14 protein-coding genes and 1 pseudogene are annotated in these 21840 nt (G+C 71.9%); 5 read left to right on the forward strand and 10 right to left on the reverse strand.

The window, feature by feature from the left end; all coding sequences use genetic code 11:
* From FAF44_RS46095 to FAF44_RS46115, 5 genes are all read right to left on the reverse strand, one after another.
* The coding region (locus FAF44_RS46095; protein WP_237109800.1) for an acyclic terpene utilization AtuA family protein at window positions 1-1691 on the reverse strand (1691 nt) is incomplete at its 3' end.
* A 73-nt stretch (window positions 1692-1764) separates the two neighbouring features.
* Window positions 1765-2544, reverse strand: coding sequence for an enoyl-CoA hydratase-related protein (locus tag FAF44_RS46100; RefSeq protein WP_237109789.1), 780 nt, complete (start codon window positions 2542-2544; stop codon window positions 1765-1767).
* Entirely contained in the window at window positions 2541-4463 is a 1923-nt protein-coding gene (locus tag FAF44_RS46105) for a biotin carboxylase N-terminal domain-containing protein (RefSeq protein WP_237109790.1), read from the reverse strand. Before FAF44_RS46105 ends, FAF44_RS46100 begins: the two co-directional genes overlap by 4 nt.
* On the reverse strand, window positions 4460-5995 hold the full coding sequence (locus tag FAF44_RS46110) for an acyl-CoA carboxylase subunit beta (protein WP_237109801.1): 1536 nt from the start codon (window positions 5993-5995) through the stop codon (window positions 4460-4462). The genes FAF44_RS46105 and FAF44_RS46110 overlap by 4 nt, the downstream gene beginning before the upstream one ends.
* Window positions 5996-6164: 169 nt before the next feature.
* On the reverse strand, window positions 6165-7247 hold the full coding sequence (locus FAF44_RS46115; RefSeq protein WP_237109791.1) for a hypothetical protein: 1083 nt from the start codon (window positions 7245-7247) through the stop codon (window positions 6165-6167).
* Between the two features lie 102 nt (window positions 7248-7349).
* On the opposite strand from FAF44_RS46115, the gene FAF44_RS56530 reads away from it, so the two are divergent.
* A complete protein-coding gene (locus FAF44_RS56530) occupies window positions 7350-7547 on the forward strand; it encodes a pentapeptide repeat-containing protein (protein ID WP_368857796.1) in 198 nt (65 codons plus the stop codon).
* Between the two features lie 230 nt (window positions 7548-7777).
* Here FAF44_RS56530 and FAF44_RS56535 read toward each other — a convergent pair.
* Both FAF44_RS56535 and FAF44_RS46125 read right to left on the reverse strand, forming a co-directional pair.
* A pseudogene (locus FAF44_RS56535) lies at window positions 7778-8560 on the reverse strand (serine/threonine-protein kinase); the annotation flags it as partial.
* A 193-nt stretch (window positions 8561-8753) separates the two neighbouring features.
* Window positions 8754-10115 carry an FAD-binding oxidoreductase gene (locus FAF44_RS46125; protein WP_237109793.1) on the reverse strand — a complete coding sequence of 454 codons (1362 nt, stop codon included), beginning with the start codon at window positions 10113-10115 and terminating at the stop codon, window positions 8754-8756.
* A gap of 158 nt (window positions 10116-10273) precedes the next feature.
* Between FAF44_RS46125 and FAF44_RS46130 the strand changes: the two genes are divergently transcribed.
* Window positions 10274-10792 carry a hypothetical protein gene (locus FAF44_RS46130; RefSeq protein WP_237109794.1) on the forward strand — a complete coding sequence of 173 codons (519 nt, stop codon included), beginning with the start codon at window positions 10274-10276 and terminating at the stop codon, window positions 10790-10792.
* Window positions 10793-10810: 18 nt separating this feature from the next.
* On the opposite strand, the gene FAF44_RS46135 is transcribed toward FAF44_RS46130, so the two are convergent.
* On the reverse strand, window positions 10811-12091 hold the full coding sequence (locus FAF44_RS46135; protein ID WP_272895953.1) for an aminotransferase class I/II-fold pyridoxal phosphate-dependent enzyme: 1281 nt from the start codon (window positions 12089-12091) through the stop codon (window positions 10811-10813).
* Window positions 12092-12188: 97 nt separating this feature from the next.
* Here FAF44_RS46135 and ctaD point away from each other — a divergent pair, with 97 nt between their 5' ends.
* The 3 genes from ctaD to FAF44_RS46150 all read left to right on the forward strand — a co-directional run bounded on the left by ctaD (window position 12189) and on the right by FAF44_RS46150 (window position 17843).
* Window positions 12189-13940 (forward strand): cytochrome c oxidase subunit I, encoded by a 1752-nt coding sequence (gene ctaD / locus FAF44_RS46140; protein WP_237109796.1) that lies wholly within the window; start codon window positions 12189-12191, stop codon window positions 13938-13940.
* Window positions 13941-14110: 170 nt separating this feature from the next.
* Window positions 14111-16855, forward strand: a complete 2745-nt coding sequence (locus tag FAF44_RS46145; RefSeq protein ID WP_237109797.1) for an immune inhibitor A domain-containing protein — start codon at window positions 14111-14113, stop codon at window positions 16853-16855.
* Between the two features lie 49 nt (window positions 16856-16904).
* The gene (locus FAF44_RS46150) at window positions 16905-17843 is read left to right on the forward strand and encodes a diacylglycerol kinase family protein (RefSeq protein WP_237109798.1); all 939 of its coding nucleotides are present in this window, start codon (window positions 16905-16907) and stop codon (window positions 17841-17843) included.
* Between the two features lie 117 nt (window positions 17844-17960).
* Here FAF44_RS46150 and FAF44_RS46155 read toward each other — a convergent pair whose 3' ends face one another.
* Both FAF44_RS46155 and FAF44_RS46160 read right to left on the reverse strand, forming a co-directional pair.
* Window positions 17961-18731, reverse strand: coding sequence for an SWIM zinc finger family protein (locus FAF44_RS46155; RefSeq protein ID WP_237109799.1), 771 nt, complete (start codon window positions 18729-18731; stop codon window positions 17961-17963).
* A gap of 3 nt (window positions 18732-18734) precedes the next feature.
* Window positions 18735-21840: SNF2-related protein (locus FAF44_RS46160; RefSeq protein WP_308193511.1), on the reverse strand; the 3106-nt coding region annotated here is incomplete at its 5' end.

Genomic DNA, 21840 nt, shown 5'->3' on the forward strand with positions numbered 1-21840 from the left:
GGGAGTGCTCTCGGCCTGACCGAGGGCCGGTCTCGTGGGGACCAGGGGTGCAAGGTGCGGGGGATGTTCATCGGCTGGGCGCGCAGTTCCTCGCCCAGCGCCTTCGCCTGGGGGTCCATCCGGGGGCTGGCGGCCACGCCTCTGCCCAGGAGGCCGTGGACGACGAAGTTGACCGCCTTGAGGTTGGGCAGGTCGTGGCGGTCGATGCGGTAGGGGGCCAGGGCCGGGAGGAGGCGCTTGAGGGTGCCGGGGGTCAGGGTGGCCGCCAGCCAGTCGTAGCGGGCTTGCGTGTCGGTCCAGACGCCCAGGTTGGCGTTGCCGCCCTTGTCCCCGGAACGCGCGCCCGCGATGCGGCCCAGGGGGAGCAGCGGCGCGTCCGGTGAGGCCGGGGGCTCCTCGCCGGTGGCGGTTTCGCCCGGCGCGGACGTGGCGGGGCGCGCCGGTGGTGCCCAAGTTCCCGCGCCCGGCGTGCTCGCCAAGGGTGCGAAGGGCAACTCGGTGCCGTTCAGGTAGACGCGGGGGTGGACCTCCGCGGCCGGGATCAGCACGGGCCAGTACACCCCGTACGCCGAGGCGTTGCCGGGTGGGGTCAGGCCGTGGAAGCCCGGGTAGCTGGCCAGGCCGGTCTCCACCACGGCCGAGGAGAAGGCCCGGCCGGCCGTGCGCTCGTCCGCGGACATGACCGTGATCCGCAGCAGCCCCGAGGCGGTGAGCGTCACGTCCACCTCGTCGAACGTCTCGCGCGGGATCCGCGCCCAGAGCGCCTCCTCCGCCACCCGGGCCTTGGCCGGCAGGTCGAGGCCCGTCAGCACGAGCGTCATCGTGTTCCGGTACCCGCCCAGGTGGTTGACGGCGACCTTCAGCGTGCCGGGCGGGGGCTCGCCGCGCACGCCCGAGACCAGGACGCGGTCGGGGCCGTCGTCCGACAGGGTGATCGTGTCGAACCTGGCGGTCGCGTCGGGGCCCAGGTAGCGGGGGCCGCCCAGCTCGTACACGAGTTGCGCCGTGACCGTGCCGACCGAGACGAGGCCGCCCGTGCCCGGGTGCTTGGTGATGACGCAGGAGCCGTCCGCGCGCAGCTCGGCCAGGGGGAAGCCGCAGTGGGCCAGGTCCGGGACGTCCTGGAAGAACGCGTAGTTGCCGCCCGTGGCCTGGCAGCCGCACTCGATGACGTGCCCGGCCACCACCGAGCCCGCCAGCGGGTCGAGGTCGTCGGGCCCCCAGCCGTGGTGCCAGATGCCGGGGCCCGTCACCAGCGCCGCGTCCGTGACGCGGCCGGTCACCACCACGTCCGCGCCCGCCGACAGCGCGGCGGCGATCGGGCGGCCCCCGAGGTAGGCGTTGGCGGTCAGCGGGGTCGCCTGGAGCCGCTCGCCGGTGTCGGCGTTGACGAGGGGGAACGGCTGCCCGGTGAGGTCGTCGCCGGTGACGTACGCGACGGCGGGCGAGAGCCCGAGACGGGCGGCGAGCTCGTGGACGGCCTCCGCGCAGCCGGCCGGGTCGAGGCCGCCCGCGTTCGTCACGATCTTGATACCCCGGTCGAGACAGGGGCCCAGCACGTCCTCCAGTTGCCGCAGGAACGTCGGGGCGTAGCCGGGGCGGCCCTTGAGGCGGTGGCCGGCCAGGATGAGCATGGTCAGCTCGGCCAGCCAGTCGCCGGTGAGCACGTCGATCGGGCCGCCCTCGACCATCTCCTTCGCGGCGGAGAGCCGGTCGCCGTAGAAACCGCTGCAGTTCGCGACGCGCAGGGCCGCAGCCGGCCGGTCAGCTCGCACGCGGGACCCACGCGGGCGGGCGCTTGTCCATGAAAGCGGCGATGCCCTCCTGGCCCTCGGCCGAGGTGAAGCGCTCGGCGGACAGTTCGGTCATCTTCCGCAGCCCGTCCGTGAACGACATCGCGGGCACCTCTCTGACCAGCCGTTTCGTGATCGCCAGCGCTTCCGGGCCGCCCTTCGCCAGCAGCTCGGCGTAGCGGGCCACGGCGGCGTCGAGCTCCTCGGGCGGGACGGCCGCCGACAGCAGGCCGATCTCCACCGCCCGCGCGGCGTCGAAGACCTCGCCGGTCAGGAAGTACTCGGCCGCCGCGCGGGCGCTCAGCCGGCGCAGCACCGGCACCGCGATCATCGCGGGCGCGACGCCCAGCCGTACCTCCGTGAACGCGAACGACGCCGTCAGCGGCGCGACGGCGAAGTCGCACGCCGCCACCAGCCCCAGGCCGCCGGCCCGCGCGGTGCCGTTGAGCCGGCAGATCACCGGCTTCGGGCTCTCCCAGATCAGCTCCAGGACCTCCGGGAACGAGGCAGTGACCGGTGCCCCCGACCCCGGGCCGGACGCGCGCTGCTCCTTGATGTCGGCCCCCGAGCAGAACACGTGCCCCGTGCCGGTCAGCACGATCACCCTGGCCTCCGGCTCGGCCAGCGCCCAGCCCAGCCGGTCGGCGAGTTCGGCGAGCAGGCGCGTGGACAGCGCGTTGCGGTTCGGCGGCGAGTCGAGCGTGATCGTCGCGACGCCCCCCGCGAGCTCCTTGTGGACCAGAGCCGTCATGAGTCCCCCTCCTGGATGATCGCCAGCACCGCCCCGGCGTCCACCTGCCGGCCCTTCTCCACGTGCACGCCGGCAACGACGCCGTCGGCCGGGGCGGAGATCCGGTGCTCCATCTTCATCGCCTCCAGGACCAGGACCGCCTGGCCCTTCACCACCCGGTCACCGGGCCGCACCTCGACCCGCAGCACGTTACCGGGCATGGGCGCCAGCAGGGACCCGGGGGCGACGTGCTCGGACGGCTCGGGCAGGCGGGGGACGGGGGTCAGCTCGGCGTGGCCGTCGGCGTGGTCCACGCACACGGACTCGGGGTAGTGGGCGACCTCGTAGGCGCGCCTGAGCCCGTCGTGCTCCAGGACCACCCGGTACGGGTCCGCGGCGACGACGGTGACGCCCTCGGGGAGCGGGTCGTAGGTCACCTCGCCGGTCTGCTCGAAGCGTACGGAGCGGGGCTGGGAGCGTACGTTGCGCCAGCCGGACGGGAGGCCGGGCAGGACGCGGGCGCTGCGGCGGTTGAGCGCGGCCATGGCGAGGGCGGCGGCCAGCGCGGGCAGCCCGGCCCCCGTCTCGGAGTCCGTCTCGGGGTCCGTTGCAGGGTCCGTCTTGGGGCCCGCCGCGGAGTTCGGGCTCCGGCGGACGGGGCCGCCGGGGCCGAGGAAGCCGGTGTGCGTCTCCCCGGCCACAAAATCCCGATTTGTCAGAATATTTACAAGTAAATCCCGATTGGTGGTCAGGCCGTGCAGCCGGGCCCGGCGCAGCGCCGTCACCAGCCTGCGCACCGCCTCCGCCCGCGTCGAGCCGTGCGCCACGACCTTGGCCAGCAGCGCGTCGTAGTGCGGCGACACCTCCGAGCCCGACTCCACCCCGGAGTCCACCCGCACGTCACCGGGGATCTCGAACCGCCGCAGCACCCCGGCCTGCGGCACGTGGTCGGCGTCCTCGGCGTACAGCCGGGCCTCGACCGCCCAGCCGGACGGAGGCGGCGCGACGGCGGGCAGCGCGGCCCCCTCCGCCACCTCGATCTGCAGCCGCACCAGATCGACGCCGTGCACCAGCTCGGTCACCGGGTGCTCGACCTGGAGCCGGGTGTTCATCTCCAGGAACGCCACCCGATCGTCCTTGACCAGGAACTCGACCGTGCCCGCGCCGACGTACCCGATCGTGCGCGCGGCCCGGACGGCGGCCTCGTGCAGCAGCGCGCGGGTCGCGCCGGAGATCCCCGGCGAGGGGCACTCCTCGATCACCTTCTGGTGCCGCCGCTGCACGCTGCACTCGCGCTCGCCCACCGCCAGCACGCCGCCGTGCCGGTCGGCCAGCACCTGCACCTCCACGTGCCGGGCCCGCTCCAGCAGCGGCTCGGCGAACACCGTGCCGTCGCCGAACGCGGCGGCGGCCTCCCGTCGTGCCGACTCGACCGCCTCGTCCAGCTCGCCGGCCGCGCGCACCACGCGCATCCCGCGCCCGCCGCCGCCCGCGGACGCCTTCACCAGCAGCGGGAACTCGCCGGGCGCGGCCAGATCGACCGAGGGCAGCACCGGCACCCCGGCCGCCGCCATCAGCCGCTTCGCCTCGATCTTCGCGCCCATGGCCGCGATGGCCCCGGGCGGCGGGCCCACCCAGACCAGCCCGGCCGCCAGCACGGCCCGCGCGAACTCCGCGTTCTCGGACAGGAAGCCGTAGCCGGGGTGCACGGCGTCCGCGCCCGAGGCCCGGCAGGCCGCCAGGATCCGGCCGATGTCCAGGTACGTCTCCGCCGGGCGGACCCCCGGCAGGCGTACCGCCAGGTCGGCCTCGGCCACGTGCGGCGAGCGCGCGTCGGCGTCGGAGAACACGGCGACCGTGCCGACGCCGAGCGTCCGGCAGGTGCGGAAGACACGGCGGGCGATCTCGCCCCGGTTCGCCACGAGCAGACGGGTGATCACGGCCGGAACACCCCGAACCCGCCCGGCTCGGGCACCGGCGCGCTGTTGATCGCCGACAGGCACATGCCCAGCACAGTACGCGTGTCCCGCGGATCGATCACCCCGTCGTCGTACAGGCGTCCCGACAGGAAGAAGGCCAGGGACTCGGCCTCGATCTGCGCCTCCACCATCGCCCGCATCGCCGCGTCCGCCTCCTCGTCGTACGCCTGCCCCCTGGCCAGCGCCGACGCCCGTCCGACGATGGACAGCACCCCGGCGAGCTGCGCCGGGCCCATCACCGCCGACTTCGCGCTCGGCCAACTGAACAGGAACCGGGGATCGTAGGCGCGCCCGCACATGCCGTAGTTGCCCGCGCCGTACGAGGCGCCCATGACGACCGTCAGATGCGGCACGGTCGAGTTGGACACCGCGTTGATCATCATGGCGCCGTGCTTGATGATGCCGCCCTGCTCGTAGTCCTTGCCGACCATGTACCCGGTCGTGTTCTGCAGGAACAGCAGCGGCGTGCGCGACTGCCCGGCGAGCTGGATGAACTGGGTGGCCTTCTGCGCCTCCTCGCTGAACAGCACCCCGCGGGCGTTGGCCAGCACGCCCACCGGGTAGCCGTGGACGCGGGCCCACCCCGTCACCAGCGAGGCCCCGTACAGCGGCTTGAACTCGTCGAACTCGCTGCCGTCCACCACCCGCGCGATCACCTCCCGCGGGTCGAAGGGCACCTTCAGATCCTCCGGCACGATCCCGAGCAGCTCGTCGGCCGGGTACGCGGGCTCGCGCACGTCCGCGCCGGGCGCGCGGCCCAGCTTGCGCCAGCCCAGCGAGGCGATGATCCGCCGGCCGATGCGCAGCGCGTCGTGCTCGTCGTGGGCCAGGTGGTCGGCCAGCCCGCTGATCCGCGCGTGCATCTCGGCCCCGCCCAGCGACTCGTCGTCGGACTCCTCGCCGGTCGCCATCCGCACCAGCGGCGGGCCGCCCAGGAACACCTTGGCCCGCTCGCGCACCATCACCACGTGGTCGCTCAGCCCCGGCACGTACGCGCCGCCCGCGGTCGAGTTGCCGAACACGAGCGCCACCGTCGGCACCCCCGCCGCCGACAGCCGGGTCAGGTCACGGAAGATCTGCCCGCCGGGGATGAAGATCTCCTTCTGCGTCGGCAGGTCCGCGCCGCCGCTCTCGACCAGGTTCACGTACGGGAGCCGGTTGCGCAGCGCGATCTCCGACGCGCGCAGGGACTTCTTCAGCGACCACGGGTTCGAGGCGCCGCCGCGGACCGTGGGGTCGTTCGCGGTGATCACGCACTCGACGCCCTCGATCACCCCGATCCCCGACACCACGCTGCCCCCGACCGGGAAATCGCTGCCCCAGGCCGCCAGCGGCGACAGCTCCAGGAAGGGGGAGTCGGGGTCCACCAGCAGCTCGACGCGCTCCCTGGCCGCCAGCTTGCCGCGGGCGCGGTGCCGCTCGGCGTACTTCGCGCCGCCCCCGGCCACCGCTTTGGCCTGCTCGGTGTCCAGTTCGGCCAGCTTGGCCAGCATCGCCTCGCGCCGCAGCCGGTAGTCTTCGCTGCCCGGGTCGAGCCTGCTCTTGATCACGGCGTCCTCCCGACGATCATGTCAAGCACGCTAGCGCAGCGCGGCCCGCCGGCACAGAGCGAGCCGCCACCCGTACCGGGCGGCGGCTCGCTCGTCGTCATCGTGGGCCGGGCTAGCCGCAGTGGCTCCAGCCGGACTTGTAGCTGTAGGAGCTCCACGAGCCGCCCCAGATCACGCACTTCTTGGCGGCGGCCAGGCGGATCGGGCCGGCGTACGAGGTGTACGAGCCCGCGGAGTTGCTGCTCGAACCACCCTTGACCTGCAAGGTCGCGCTCATCTTCATCTTGCCGGGGAAGACCAGCTTCGAGATGGTGACCACGCAGTTCTTGCCCGCCGAGCTGCTGTACAGCAGGTAGACGGTGGCGTTGCCGCCCAGCGAGCGCGAGTTGATGACCTTGTACCCGGCGCCGCACACCCCGGTCGGCGTGGCCGTGTTGGGCTTCAGCGACGTGCCCGGCTTGTCCGCTTCGCCCTCGGCCCGCACGGTCGTCGCGGGGCCCGAGGTCGGCTTCTCCGTGGGCTCGACCTCCGGCTCGATGAGCGTGGTCTTCTTCTTCGTCTTGGTCGGGGTGGGCGAGGGCTGGGCCTGCCGGGTGGACGTGGTCGTCTGCGGCTGGGGCACCTGGGTGACCGGGTCCGGCACCTGGGCGACGGGCTCCCTGGTGGGCTTCTTGGTCGGTTTCCTGGTCTCTTCCGGCTCGATGTCCAGGGTGGGGATCGGGGCCGCGGTGTCCGTCGGGATCGTCACCGGCGGGGACGCCTGCGCGGTCGGCGGCTCACCCGGCTGGCCCGCGCCGGAGCCGTCGCTCGTGCTGGCCGAGTTGCCCACGGCGACCACCGGGGGCTGCTTGCTGTTGGCCTGCACGACGACCGCGCCGACCACCACGAGCAGCGCCGCCGCCGCGGCACCCGACAGGGCGAGGGTGAGGGTACGGCGCTGCCTGGCGGGCGCGCCGTCACCCGGTCGCGTGCCCGCGGGCCCACCGGGACGGCTGGGGCCGCCCGGTCCCGCGGGGCCGCCTGCCTGGAAGGGACGGCCTGGGCCGTGCGGCGGCATGCCCGAGGCGGCCGCCTGTTGCGCGCCGTTGGGGCCGCCGGGCATCGGCGGGCCCTGCGGGGCCTGGGGGGCTCCGTGCGGCGGCTGAGCGCCCGCGGCCTGCGGGCCCTGCGGACCACCCGGCGCGCCACCGATCATGGGGCCGCCGACCTGCGGACCACCCGCCGCCGGACCACCGGCCTGCGGACCCTGCGGACCACCGGCCTGCGGGCCGCCGGGCATTCCGGGCGGGGGAGCGCCGTGCGGCATCCCGGCCTGGGGCCCGCCGTTCGGCGCGCCGCCCTGTCCGGGGCCACTCTGTCCGGGACCACTCTGTCCGGGACCACTCTGTCCGGGACCACTCTGTCCGGGACCACTCTGTCCGGGACCACTCTGTCCGGGACCACTCTGTCGCCGTTGGGGCCGGCCTGGGACGCCGCGGTCGCCTGGCGGCCGTAGTCGCCCGTCTGGGGCGGCGGCACCTGCTGCGGCCCGGTCGGCTGGGTCCAAGGTCCGGGGTAGTGGTCCTGACCGGAACCACCCGCCGCGCCGGCACCCGCCTGCGCCGCGGCAGCGGCTGCGGCGGCGCCCGCCGCCGCCTCGCCCGCGGCGGAGACGGTGCGCTGCCCGCCCGTCACCGGCTCGACGGCCGCCTTGGGGGCCGGCTGGCCGGTCAGGTGCACGATCAGCTCGTCGGCGCTGGGCCGCTGCGCCGGGTCCTTCGACAGGCACGCGGCGACCAGTTCGCCCAGCACCCCGTCCATCTTCCCGAGCTCCGGCTCCTCGTTCAGGATCCGGTTCATCACCACGGGGATGGAGTCGGCGCCGAACGCGGGCTTGCCCGTCGAGGCGAACACCATCGTGACGCCCCACGCGAACACGTCGGCCGCCTCTGACACCTGTGCCCCGCTGAGCTGCTCGGGCGCCAGGTACGACGGCGTCCCCATGGCCATCCCCGTGGCCGTCGCGCCGGGAGAGTCGAGCGCGCGGGCGATGCCGAAGTCGATCACGACGGGGCCCTCGGGCCCCATCAGGACGTTGGCGGGCTTGAAGTCGCGGTGCAGGATGCCGGCCCGGTGGATGGCCGCGAGCGCGGTCGCGGTGCTGATCGCCAGCCGCTCCAGCGCCGCGCCCCGCCGCGGGCCCTCGTTGATGACCAGCTCCCGCAGCGACGGGCCGGGCACGTACTCGCTGACGATGTACGGCCGGCTCCCGTCGAGGTCGGCGTGGAGCACGGGCGCGGTGCAGAACCGCGCCACCCGCTGCGCCACCGCCACCTCGCGCAGGAAGCGCGTCCTGGCGTCGGCATCCGCCACCAGGGCATGGTGCAGCAGCTTGACCGCGACCTGATCCCCGGTGTCGCTCTCGCCCAGATATACGGTGCCCTGGCCGCCCTCGCCGAGCCGGGCGACGATGTCATACGCCCCCAGCCGCCGCGGATCGTCCGCCGCCAACGGCTGGAACTGATTCACGTCGGACCCCCATTTAAACCTAATAGATGAGGCAAAACGCTACCAGCGTGACCCTCGGGACGTCTGCCGGACGTGTCAGAAGTTTCATGTTCTGACGGAAGAAGTCAGCCTTCCCTCGCAGGTCGTGCGCGCTGGGACGCCCAAGGTCACGGCTTGGTGACGCAAGATCGACCGCCGTCCGGCGGCTGCCGCGTCAGATCGCCTTGCCGGGATTGAGCAGGCCGAGGGGGTCGAAGACGGCCTTGATCCCCCGCTGCAACTCGCCCGACACCGGCCCCGTCTCCAGCTCCAGCCAGCGTCGTTTCAGCAGGCCGACGCCGTGTTCCCCGGTGAGCGTGCCGCCGAGGTCCAGCGCGTGCTTGAACACCTCGTCCGCCGCGGCCCACACCTCGGGGGGCGGCTCCAGGGTGCCGTGCTCGAAGATGAAGACCGGGTGCAGGTTGCCGTCGCCGGCGTGCGCGACCGTGGCGATGCGCACCCCGTGCCGCACCGCCACCGCCTCGATCCGGCCGATCATCTCGGCCAGCGCGGAGCGCGGCACGCACACGTCCTCGACCAGGCAGGCGCCCTGGCGTTCCTTGGCCCCGTACGCTAGCCGCCGCAGCCCGATCAGTTCCTCGGCCTCCTGCGGGCTGGAGGAGACGGCGACGAACGACGCGCCGTTGCTCGTGCAGATGGCCTCCATGCGCCCGACCACGTCCTGGCTGTCGGCGGCGTCGGACTGGCCGATGAGCATGGCCTGCGTCGAGGGTTCGAGCCCGATGTTGCGCCAGTCGTCGATGGCCTCCAGCGTGGCCCGGTCGATCAGCTCCATGAGCGACGGCTGGCAGCCGGCCGCCATGATCGCCGACACGGCCGCGCCCGCGTCCCGCAGCGAGCCGAACTCGGCCGCGAACGTCGCGGGCGGTGTGGCCGGCGCGCGCCGCAGCCGCACCGTGGCGGCGGTGATCACGCCGAGCGTGCCTTCCGAGCCGACGAACAGCCCGGTCAGGTCGTAGCCCGTGACGCCCTTCATCGTGCGCCGCCCGGTGTTCAGCGTCCGGCCGTCGGCCAGCACGACCTCGAGGCCGAGCGCCGAGTCCCTGGTCACGCCGTACTTGACGCAGCGCAGCCCGCCGGCGTTGGTGGCCAGGTTGCCGCCGATGGTGGAGATCTCGTACGAGGACGGGTCCGGCGCGTACATCAGCCCGTGCTCCCGGGCGGCCCGGTCCAGGTCGGCGGTGATGACGCCGGGCTCGACGACGGCGATCTCGTCGGCGGGGGAGAGCTCCCTGATCGCGGTCATCCTGGCCAGCGAGAGCACGATCGAGCCGTCGCCGGCCACCGACGCGCCCGCCAGGCCGGTGCCGCCGCCGCGCGGCACCACCGGCACCCGGTGCTCGGTGGCCCACTTCATGGTGGTCACCACGTCGTCGCGGGACGCGGCGAGCACGACGCCGAGCGGCTTGCCGGGCTCCATGAACGTGCGGTCGCGGGCATAGGAGTCGATCACGTCGGGGTCGGTCAGAACGCGTGCTTCGGACAGAGCGTCCACGAGGGCATCAATCGGTCTCACACTATGCACCCTAGGCGCTGCGGACCGCTGCCCGCAGCGGTCCGGCGCGGGCCGCCGGATGGTTTGCGCCGTGCGTTCCTTACGGCCAGACTGCCCGGGTGAAAGTCGGGTGCCCGGTGTGTTCGGAGACTGACCAGGTTGTCGCGGTTCCAGGAGCGGTGGCCGCCGGGACCACCTATCGGATCGGACGGGTCCGGTTACCGGCCACCCGGGACGTCGCCGACCTGCCGACCGCGGCGGCCCTCGGCGCGTCGAAGCACGTGATGAGCCGCACGCAGCTCGCGGTCTGGCTGTCGTTCCCCAGCCGCCACTACACCCCGTGGGCCAGGAACCAGGGCTACGTGCTGCTGCTCGTGGCGGCCCTCGTGCACCTGGTCGTCTCGCTGGTGATCGCCATGGGGCAGGACCCGAACTGGGGCGAGGTGCTGCTGGCCCCGTTCTGCCTGACGGGCCTGTTCTGGGGGCTCGGGCTGCTGAACGTGCTCGGCGCGCACGGCGCGCGCCGGCGCGACACGCTGGAGGCCCCGGCCAGGGAGAAGGCCCTCGCCGTCTGGGAGGGCCTGTACTACTGCGCCCGTGACAACGCCGTCTTCGAGCCGGGCATCGGCATCACGTTCCACCCGAGCGAGACGCGCGAGTACATCTTCGGGTTCAGGACCGGCGGCCCCCGCGCGTGAGGCGGGGGCCGGGGGCGGTCAGGCGTGCTCTTCGGCCACCAGGCGGACGCAGACGGCCAGGCCGCTGATGGCCTGCTCCAGCTCCTCCAGGTCGGGGTAGGTCGGCGCGATCCGGATCGTGCGGTCGTCGGGGTCGATGCCGTACGGGTGGGTGGAGCCCGCGGGCGTCAGCGCGATGCCGGCCGCCTTGGCCTTGGCCACCACCTCGGCCGCGTGCGGCACCTCGAGGCTGATGAAGTAGCCGCCCTTCGGGCTCGTCCAGGTGGCCAGGTCGCCGAGCCGCTCGGTGAGCACCTTGTCCACCAGCTCGAACTTCGGCCCGACCAGCTCGGCGTGCCGGCGCATGTGCGCGGCCACGCCGGCCCCGTCGCGCAGGAACTCCACGTGACGGAGCTGGTTGATCTTGTCGGGGCCGATGGACTGCTTCGAGGTGTTGTGCAGGAACCACGCGACGTTCGCCGGGGAGCCGCCGAAGAACGAGACGCCGGAGCCCGCCAGCGTCACCTTCGAGGTCGAGGCGTAGACGAACACGCGGTCGGCGTTGCCGTGCTCGGCGGCCGCCGTGAGCACGTCGGCCAGCTCTTCGTGGGCGTCGGTGAGGTGGTGCACCGCGTACGCGTTGTCCCAGAAGATCCGGAAGTCGGGCGCGGCCGTGGGCATGGCGGCCAGCCGGCGCACGGTCTCGTCGCTGTAGGTGAGGCCCGACGGGTTGCTGTACTTCGGCACGCACCACATGCCCTTGACGCCGGCGTCGGCGGCGACCAGCCGCTCGACCACGTCCATGTCGGGGCCCTCGGCGTTCATCGGGACGGCGACCATCTTGATCCCGAACCGCTCGCAGATGGTGAAGTGCCGGTCGTAACCGGGGACGGGGCACAGGAACGTGATCTCCGGCTCCTCGATCCACCGGCGCTCGGCGCCCGGCACCGGGCTGAGCAGCGCGTGCACCACGGTGTCGTGCATCATGGCCAGGCTGGAGTTGCCTCCGACGACGAGCTGCCCGGCCGGCACCCCCACCAGCGGCGCGAACAGCTCGCGCAGCTCGGCCAGGCCCTGGAGGTTGCCGTAGTTGCGGCCGTCGGTGCCGTCGGCCGCCCGGTACGACGTGGGCAGTTTGAGCAGATCGTTGGAGAGGTCGAGCTGGCGCGGCGACGGCTTGCCCCGGGTGAGGTCGAGCGAGAGCCCTCGCTGGACGAGGTCGGCGTAGTCACGCTGGGCGGTCACGAGCATCTCCTCCGATTCTGTGTGGCCTACGAAGGATAGAAGATGTCTCCCGGTAGGCCGGTAATCATCCGGCATGTGGACGGCCCGAAACGGCGTCCGGCGGCGTCCGGGTCAAAGCTTTCCACGGCGAATCACGGAGAACGGCTAGCCGAGCGGCGATCGTTGGCGTGCAATGGGTGGATCGGGCAGGCACAACTCCGCGTCGGAGGGAGCAGCCGTGACGACCGTTCGAGAGACCTCGATCGAGCACGTCAGGCGTCGTCGCACCGGGACCGTCATCGCCTCCTGGTTGTCGACGACCGATCACAAGGTCATCGGGTACCTCTACCTGATCACCTCGTTCGGGTTCTTCCTGGTCGCCGGGGTGATGGCGATGGTCATCAGGGCGGAGCTCGCCTCGCCCGGCATGCAGATCGTCAGCCAGCAGCAGTACAACCAGCTCTTCACCGTGCACGGCACCGTGATGCTGCTGCTGTTCGCCACCCCGCTGTTCGCCGGGTTCGCGAACGTGGTGATGCCGTTGCAGATCGGCGCGCCCGACGTCGCCTTCCCGCGGCTGAACGCGGTGGCGTACTGGATGTTCCTGTTCGGCGGGCTGATGGTGGTCGCCGGGCTGTTCACGCCCGGGGGCGCGGCCGACTTCGGCTGGTTCGCGTACACGCCGCTGTCGTCGTCGATGTACTCGCCGCAGGCGGGCGCGGACCTGTGGATCATGGGACTGGCCCTGTCCGGCCTCGGGACGATCCTCGGCGCGGTCAACTTCGTCACCACGATCATCGGCATGCGCGCGCCCGGCATGACCATGTTCCGGATGCCGCTGTTCTCCTGGAACGTGCTGCTGACCAGCATGCTCGTGCTGATGGCCTTCCCGGTGCTGGCCGCGGCGCTGCTGGTGCTGGAGGCCGACCGCAAGCTCGGCACCCAGGTGTTCCTGGCGGACAACGGCGGGCCGATGCTCTGGCAGCACCTGTTCTGGTTCTTCGGCCATCCCGAGGTCTACATCATCGCGCTGCCGTTCTTCGGGATCATCAGCGAGGTGATCCCGGTCTTCAGCCGTAAGCCGATCTTCGGCTACATGAGCCTGGTCGGGGCCACGATCGCCATCGCGGGCCTGTCGATGACGGTGTGGGCGCACCACATGTTCCCGACCGGTCAGGTGCTGCTGCCGTTCTTCTCGTTCATGACGTTCCTCATCGCGGTGCCGACGGGGGTGAAGTTCTTCAACTGGATCGGCACCATGTGGCGGGGGCACCTGTCGTTCGAGACGCCGATGCTCTTCGCGGTGGGTTTCCTCGTCACCTTCCTGCTGGGCGGGCTGACCGGGATCATCCTGGCCTCGCCGCCGCTGGACTTCCCCATCAGCGACACCTACTTCGTCGTCGCGCACTTCCACTACGTGGTGTTCGGCACGGTGGTGTTCGCCATGTTCTCCGGCTTCTACTTCTGGTGGCCGAAGATGACCGGCCGGATGCTCGACGACCGGCTGGGCAAGGTGCACTTCTGGACGCTGTTCATCGGCTTCCACACCACGTTCCTCGTCCAGCACTGGCTCGGGCAGCTCGGGATGCCCAGGCGTTACGCCGACTACAGCGCCTCCGACGGCTTCACCGCGCTCAACGAGTTCTCCTCCGCCGGCGCGTTCCTGCTGGGCGCCTCCACGCTGCCGTTCCTCTATAACGTCTGGAAGACGGCCAGGTACGCGCCCAAGGTCACGCTCGACGACCCGTGGGGCTTCGGCAACTCCCTGGAGTGGGCGACGAGTTGCCCGCCGCCGCGCCACAACTTCACCCGCATGCCGCCCATCCGCTCCGAGCGGCCCGCCTTCGACCTGCACTACCCGTACGAGAAGGCGCCTGAGATCGGGGCCGCGGGCCCCGGGGACGGGACGCCGGAGGCGCCGCCGCGTCAGGACCCGCCCGGGTGACCGTTCCAGCGCTTCGTGGAGACGTCATTGTGAGGTCGATGTTCTGTTATGTCGTCTTTTGATCACGTTTCAACAACGTACTTTACGTCAGGTTGACGCAGGGCTTAGCGTCCGGCATTGCACACCCCTATGGCCATGCGCCCGGCGACCCCGGGCAGAGAGGGTTCCTGGTGCCACGTACAAAGCGCCTGTTAGCCACGATCCCGGCGGTCGCCCTGCTTGGCGCCGCCCTGACCGCGCCGCCGGCCTCCGCGAACTCCGTCGCGGAATACCAGCCCACGGCAGCGGACTACTACATCAACTACGCTCCTCCGGCGGTCCCGAAGGACGCGAAGGATCTCGCCGTCAACGACGCGCAGTCCCGCTCGCTGACTCCCGCGCAGAAGTACGACAGGAAGTTCAACAGCGGCAACCCGGTGACGGGCCGCATCCTCGCCGCCCGCGAGGAGCAGGCCGTCAAGACCGGCCGCAACCCCGCTGAATGGATCTTCAAGAACTCCAAGCAGACCCGCACGGCCAAGTTGCTGACCATCCTCGTCGAGTTCGACGAGCAGGCCAACGACGACTTCTCCGGCTACAACCGGCTGCGCACCGTCAACAGCGAGCCGGACGACTGCGTCGTCGAGCCGCCGGGCACGCTCATCAACGGCCCGCTGCACAACAACATCCCCGACCCGGCCACGCTGCCGCACAAGGACAACAACTCCTTCTGGGTCAAGGACTTCAGCACCGAGCACTTCAACAAGATGCTCTACACCGACAAGGGCATCACCGAGCGCGTGCGTCCCGATCTGAAGGACCCGCGCGACGGCAAGGCCGGCATCGACATCTCCGGCTTCACGATGAAGAAGATGTATGAGGAGATGTCGAAGGGCGCCTACTCCGTCACCGGCTCTGCGGTGGGCTGGGTCAAGGTGCCGCACTCCGAGGCCTGGTACGGCGCGGCGGCCTGCGGCGGCGCTCCCCAGGACATGTCGGGCCACCCCGACAACCCGCTCGGCGCCCAGCAACTCCCCATCGACACGGTCGAGGCCCTCGCCGCGGCGCAGCCCGACTTCCCGTGGGCGGACTACGACGTCGAGGACGTCTCGGACGCCGACGGTGACGGCAACTACGCCGAGCCCGACGGCGTGATCGACCACCTCGTCCTCGTGCACGCCGGCAAGGACAAGTCCTCCGACGGCGGCGAGCAGGGCACGTACGCCATCTGGGCGCACTCCAGCGCGGTGGCCGCCGGCTACAAGGTGCCCGGCACCGACATCAAGATCTCCAACTACATCGTGCAGCCGGAGGACTCCGGCGTCGGCGTCTTCGCCCACGAGTACGGCCACGACCTCGGCCTGCCCGACCTGTACGACACCTCGGGCGCGGCCAGCTCCGCCGTGGACTTCTGGGACCTGATGTCCAGCGGCTCCCACTCCGGCCCGATCTTCCAGTCGATGCCGACCCACATGGGACTGTGGGACAAGTGGGTGCTCGGCTGGGCGAACCCCAAGACTTTCAACCCCGGTGACGCCGCCAAGCTCGTCACCGTCGGCCAGTCCTCGCGCACGCCGAAGCTCACCCAGGACGGCGTCCGGGTCAACCTGGCCTCCACACCGCTCAAGATGCTCGACCCGCACAGCGGCTCGAACGCCTGGTGGAGCGGCCTGGACCAGGAATGGGCCAACCTGACGCTCAACCGCGACCTGCCCGTCCCCGCCGGGAGCGATCTCAAGCTGTGGATGTGGAACAACTACGAGATCGAGCAGGACTGGGACTTCGGCTTCGTCGAGGTCTCGACCGACGACGGCGCGACGTGGACCCAGCAGAAGGTCCGCGACGAGGCCGGCAACGAGGTCACCACCCCGGACAACTATCCGGACCCGAACAAGAACCTCAAGACCTTCGGCAACAAGAAGTACGGCCTCACCGCTGACACCGGCGGCGCCTGGCGGCACGACTACGTCGACCTGACGCCGTTCGCCGGGCAGACGATCAAGCTGCGGCTGACGTACAACACCGACGCGGCCTACCAGATGCGCGGCTGGCACGTGGACGACCTCGAGCTCACCAACGGCGGCACCGTCGTCTGGAGCGACGACGCCGAGAGCGACACGGGCTGGAAGCCCCTGCACGGCACGTTCACCAACACCAGCGGCCAGGGCTGGACCCGCAACAACGGCGAGCGCGAGATCCAGCGCTTCTACCTCGCCGAGTGGCGCAACTTCGACGGCTTCGACAAGGGCCTGCAGTACACCTACGACTCCGACTACCTCCGTGACGGGGCGTGGAAGGTGCAGAAGGTGAAGTACAACGCGCCGGGCCTGCTCGTCTGGTACCGCGACTCCACCTTCATCAACAACAACATCGCCGGCACCATCAGGCAGCCTCCGAGCCTCGGCCCCAAGGGCAGCCTGCTGGTCGTGGACTCCCACTTCGACCCGCTGCGCCGCACCGGCACCGCGGCCGAGAAGGACCCGTCGCTGCAGAAGAACCTGCAAGGACGGGTGCAGACCTCCGACGCCGCGTTCGGGTTCGGCAAGACGTACCCGTTCAAGGAGTGCCTGGAGGCGCCGGACGAGCCGTACAGCGAGTACTGCACGGACTTCCCCGCGCAGAAGGGCGTCTCGACCTTCACCGACGCCAAGACCTGGTACCCGGGTCTCGAGCTGATCGACGGCGGGCTGTACTTCCGCGACGCCGACGCGTCGGTGGTCGTGCCGTCGAAGGGCGACCAGGCGTACAGCACCCGCGTGGTGCACCAGGACGGCACCCCGGCCACGGAGCTGTACGGCCAGGTGGCCGCCGGCTCCGTCCTCGGCACCGGCAACCCCGGTGACGAGGGCAAGGCGCTCGGCGTGCAGTTCAAGCTGGTGAGCCCGCTGCCCGGAAATCTGGGCGCGATCGTTCACGTGGTTCCGCCCAAGAAGTAATCGACAAGGGGGCCGCCGGTGATGTCGGCGGCCCCTACGATTGATGACCATGAGCGAACTGCGCACCAAAGATGAGCACACCGAGGCCATCCGGCGGGACCGCCGGGTGGCGGTGGTGGTGAACACTCGCTCGCGCCGCGGGCGCCGTCACTACTTCGAGGTGATCGAGCAGATCCACAACCTCGGTTTCGAACCGCTGGCGGAACTGTCGGTCTACAACCCCAAGCGGCTGCGCGACCTGCTCGACACGGCCCTCGCCACCGACCCCGACCTGCTCATCGTCGGCGGTGGCGACGGCACCCTGTCCTCGGCCGTGCGCCACGTGGCCCACCGCGACGTGGCCCTCGGCGTGCTGCCGCTCGGCACCACCAACAACTTCGCCCGCAGCCTCGGCCTGCCGCTCGACCTGGCCGGGGCCATCAAGGTGTTCGCCGACGGCAAGGTGGCCGACATCGACCTCGGCATGGCCGACGACCGGCCGTTCGCCAACCTGGCCAGCTTCGGGGTGTCGGTGGAGGTGGCGGGCAAGGTCAAGCCGTGGCTCAAGCGGGTGATGGGCCGGCCGGCCTACCCGCTCACCGCGCTGACCATCCTGCCGAACCACCGGCCGTTCCGCGCGTACATCACGGTCGAGGGGGAGCGGCACGAACTGCTCACCCACCAGCTCAACATCGCCAACGGCCGCTTCCACGGCGGCTGGCAGGTGGCCAGGGACATCAGCATCGACAACGGCATGCTGGTGGCCTACCAGCTCGGCTCGGGCAAGAAGCTGCGCCTGCTCGGCGAGACGCTGCTGCGGGCCACCACCGGCCGGTGGCGCAGCCTGGCGGGCGGGCCGTTCGTGGTGGGCCGGGAGATGCTGCTGGAGACCGAGCCGCCGATGGCCGCCGACGTGGACGGCGAGGTGCGGCTGCGCACCCCGATCAGGCTTCGCGTGGTTCCGAACGGAGTGCGCGTGATGGTTCCCGCCGCTTTCGAGGACCGCTGAGTCAGCGGCTCAGGTCCACGAAAATCCCATGTTTCCGCCCTTTCCCTATGCAACGGCTTCTCCTACTTAAAGTAGCCGAGCGATCGCCAAACGTCACGAGTGGGTGCGGGATGCGCGTCAGACCTCCCCGAACCTCTCGTACGCCGGAATGAGCGCGCGCTCCAGGCCCGCCGGCGGCGGGAAGACCCGCAGCAGCAGATCGGGCGCGGCGGCGGCCCGGCGCTCCGGCCGGTGCGCGGTGGCCCCAGGCGCGTAGAAGTCGGCCAGCCGCTCGGCGAACGGCACGTCCGCCACCTGCGGCGGCCCGGCCTGCGGCACGTCGGCCAGCGAGCCGAGCAACTGCTCCCTGGTACGCCCCCGCCAGGCCAGCACCAGGAACGGATCGTCGTCGAACGCCTCGGCCAGCAGGTAGAGCACCGCCGACAGGTGCTTGCACGGAAAGCCCCAGTCGGGGCACGAGCACTGCATGTCGAGATCGCGCGGGAACAGGTCGACGCCCAGCGCGGCGAACACCTCCTCGATCTCCGGCGGCATCTCGCCCGCCAGCAGCCTGGCCCGGTGCACGGCCTGCCGCGCGATCGCCTCCTCCAGGCCCGCCCAGCGGCTCTCGTCGAACGCCTCGATCCTGATCTCGACGTCGTACGGGGCCGGCCGCGACCCCTGCACGGCGGCCCGGACCGCACCGGCCGACAGGTCGATGGACAGCACCTGACCCTGCCGGGCGTAGGCCCGGCCGCGCGCGAGGCGGCCCTTGTCGCAGACACGCTCCAGGACGTCGATGAACCGGCGCGACCACCAGGCCGAGCCGATGCTGCCGCGCCGCGAGCGCGCCCGGATGCCGCCCTCGACCTTGATCGGCTGGGCGCGGTCGTACCACCGGTCGGGCATCGCTCAGCCCACCCCCTCCGCGCTCAGCCGGAACACCTCGCGCAACTCCTCCGTGGACAGGTCGGTCAGCCAGTCCTCGCCCGCGCCGACCACCCGCTCGGCCAGCGCCTTCTTACGCTCGATCATCTCGTCCACGCGCTCCTCGAGCGTGCCCGCGCAGATGAGCTTGCGCACCTGGACGTTCCTGCGCTGGCCGATCCGGAACGCGCGGTCGGTGGCCTGGTCCTCGACGGCGGGGTTCCACCAGCGGTCCACGTGGATGACATGGGTGGCGGCGGTCAGGTTGAGCCCGACCCCGGCGGCCTTGAGCGAGAGCATGAACAGCGCCGGCTCGGGGTCGTGCTGGAAGCGGTCCACCAGACGGTCGCGGGTCTTCTTCGGCAGGCCGCCGTGCAGCCAGAGCACCGGACGGTCGAGACGCTGGGCGAGATAGGGCTGCACCATGCCGCCGAACTCCGCGTACTGGGTGAACAGCAGCGCCTTCTCGCCCTCGGCCAGGATCTCCTCGGCCAGTTGCTCCAGCCGCGCCAGCTTGCCGGACCTGCCCGCCAGGCGGGAGCCGTCCTTCAGCAGGTGCGCCGGGTGGTTGCAGACCTGCTTGAGCTTGGCCATGGCCGACAGCACCAGGCCGCGCCGCTCGATGCCCTCACTGTCGTTGATCTTGGCCAGCATGTCGTCGACGACCGCCCGGTAGAGCGTGGCCTGCTCGGTCGTGAGCGGGCACCACTCCTTGACCTCCAGCTTCTCCGGCAGATCGGAGATGATCGACCTGTCGGTCTTGAGGCGGCGCAGGATGAACGGGCCCGTCGCCCGCCTGAGCGCCTGGGCCGCCTGCTCGTCCTGGCGGGCCTCGATCGGCTCCTGGAAGCGGGTCCTGAACCGCGAACGCGGCCCCAGCAGCCCCGGATTGGCGAACTCCATGATCGACCAGAGCTCGGCCAGATGGTTCTCCACCGGGGTGCCGGTCAGCGCGAGCCGGGTGCCCGTCGGGATCGACCGGACCGCCTGGGCCTGCAGCGTGCCGCTGTTCTTGATCGCCTGCGCCTCGTCGCACACCACCCTGTGCCACTCGTGCCGCCTGAGCGTCTCCAGGTCGCGGTGGGCGGTGCCGTACGTGGTGATCACCAGGTCGGCGTGCTCGATGCCGGCGGCGTCGCGCCCGCTGCCGTGGTGCACGTACACGCGCAGGCCCGGCGCGAACCGGGCGGCCTCCCGCTGCCAGTTGCCGATCAGCGACATCGGGCACACCAGCAGCGTCGGCGCGGTGGCCCGCTCGTGCACCAGCAGCGCCAGCGTCGTGACCGTCTTGCCCAGGCCCATGTCGTCGGCCAGCACCCCGCCCAGCCCCAGCTCCGACAGGAAGCTCAGCCACGCCAGCCCGCGCTCCTGGTACGGCCGCAGCGTGGCGTCCAGGCCGGCCGGCGTGGTCAGCGGGGTGAGCCGCCGCTCGGCCTGCCCGGACAGCAGGTCGCCGAGCACCCCGTCGGCGTCGACCTCCAGCAGCGGCAGCTCCGCGTCGTCGCCCTGGACGACCTGCCGCAGGACCTCCGCGACGCTCGCCTCGCCCTCCCGGCCGCCCTCCACGGCCCGCAGCGCCGCCCTGAGCTGCCGGTCGTCGAGCTCCACCCACTGGCCGCGCACCCGGACCAGCGGCACCTTGAGCCTGGCCAGCTCCGCGAGTTCCGCCTCGCTGATCGTCTCCCCGCCCACCGCCAGCTCCACGCGGAAGTCGACCAGCTCCCGCAGGCCGAAGCCCTGGCTCGTGGCGGCCGACTGCTTCTTGGCCCAGGTCGTCAGCTTCAGGCCCAGCCGGGCGCGGCCCGCCCAGCGCGGGAGTTGCACCCCGAACCCGGCCGCCTGCAGCAGCGGCGCGGCCTGGCGCAGGAACCCGAACGCGCCCGCCGTGTCCAGTGTCAGCTCGTCCGGCTCCGGGACGCGCAGTGCGCGATCCAGCTCCGGGTACAGCCGCACCGCCCGGCCCAGGCCGGTCAGCAGGTCCCGCTCCGGGCGGCCGGGCAGGCCCGTCACCCCGCCCCAGACCTGCGCCGCCGGGACGTAGAGGCTCGGGTCGTCGGCGGCCTGCACCGCCAGCTCCACCCGCCAGTCGTCGGTGCCGGCCGGTTCCAGCAGGCGGAAGCACACCCGCGTCGCCCCTTCGGACGTCGCCACCGCCGCGTACCAGCTCTCCAGCTCGCGGCGCAGCTCGGGGACGTCGGGGCAGGCCGCTCCGTCGCCGGTGAGGGCGGCCAGCCAGCGGTTGTGGAGGGTCTTGGGCGCGCCGGTGACCAGCGGCCCGGTGATCGGGGGCCCGCTGAGGGCGCGGCGTACGACGGCGTCGGCGAACGCGTCGAGCGCCGCGCGCTGGACCTCGGCGGACGGGCGTTCGACGGCGGACGTGCGGCAGGCGGGCGGCATGGCCAGCGCCAGGTCACGGAAGTAGGCGGCGTCGGCGCCGGTCAGGACCGGACGCCACACGGCGCGGGCGGCGTCCTCGGGGATGGCCCACATGCCGGCGGGGTCCTCGCGGGCCGGGGTGGTGGCTCCCGGCTCCTGGGCGCCGGGGGCCGGGATGAGCTGGGGGAGGACGCGGCCCCGGCGCACCAGATCGTGGGCGAAGGCGGCGACGGCGGCCCAGTGCCGCATGGTCGCGGTGCCGGTGTGCACGGTCGTGAGGTCGGCGCGGGGGGTCGCAGGGGTGGTGTGCTCGGTGTCGGTGTCGGTGTCGGTGCCGGCGTGGGTGTCGGTGTGGGTGGTGTCCGGGTGGCCGGTCAGGATGCGCAGGGTGTCGGCGACGGGCGGGAGGACGGCGGGCACCTGCCACAGGCGCAGTCGCGGGCGCGCCACCTCCGACAGGCGGCCGGTCTCGGGAGACGGGAGCGGCTCCTTCGCCGAGCCGGGCAGCAGCAACTCCAGCACCCGAAGCTCGGCCCGGCGGGGCACGGGCTCGGCACGGGCCCCCGGCCGGACGGCCGGGTTCGGGGGCATGTCCTGCGGCGTCTCCGTGGCGTCCGGAGCCGCGGACGTGAGGTCCGGTGGGTCGCCGAGACCGAGAAGGGCGGCGATGCCGGAGGCGGGTGCGGCGAAGGGATGCGGCCGAGAAGCCCCGGCC

The sequence above is a fragment of the Nonomuraea sp. MG754425 genome, assembly GCF_021699195.1.
Classification (GTDB): domain Bacteria; phylum Actinomycetota; class Actinomycetes; order Streptosporangiales; family Streptosporangiaceae; genus Nonomuraea.

Coding starts and splice junctions, on each gene's coding strand:
- FAF44_RS46100 (WP_237109789.1), bottom strand. CDS start 2,544: ATGACGGCTCTGGTCCACAAGGAGCTCGCGGGGGGCGTCGCGACGATC.
- FAF44_RS46110 (WP_237109801.1), bottom strand. CDS start 5,995: ATGCTGGCCAAGCTGGCCGAACTGGACACCGAGCAGGCCAAAGCGGTG.
- FAF44_RS46115 (WP_237109791.1), bottom strand. CDS start 7,247: ATGATCGGTGGCGCGCCGGGTGGTCCGCAGGGCCCGCAGGCCGCGGGC.
- FAF44_RS46135 (WP_272895953.1), bottom strand. CDS start 12,091: ATGCCGGATGATTACCGGCCTACCGGGAGACATCTTCTATCCTTCGTA.
- ctaD (WP_237109796.1), top strand. CDS start 12,189: ATGGGTGGATCGGGCAGGCACAACTCCGCGTCGGAGGGAGCAGCCGTG.
- FAF44_RS46150 (WP_237109798.1), top strand. CDS start 16,905: ATGAGCGAACTGCGCACCAAAGATGAGCACACCGAGGCCATCCGGCGG.
- FAF44_RS46155 (WP_237109799.1), bottom strand. CDS start 18,731: ATGCCCGACCGGTGGTACGACCGCGCCCAGCCGATCAAGGTCGAGGGC.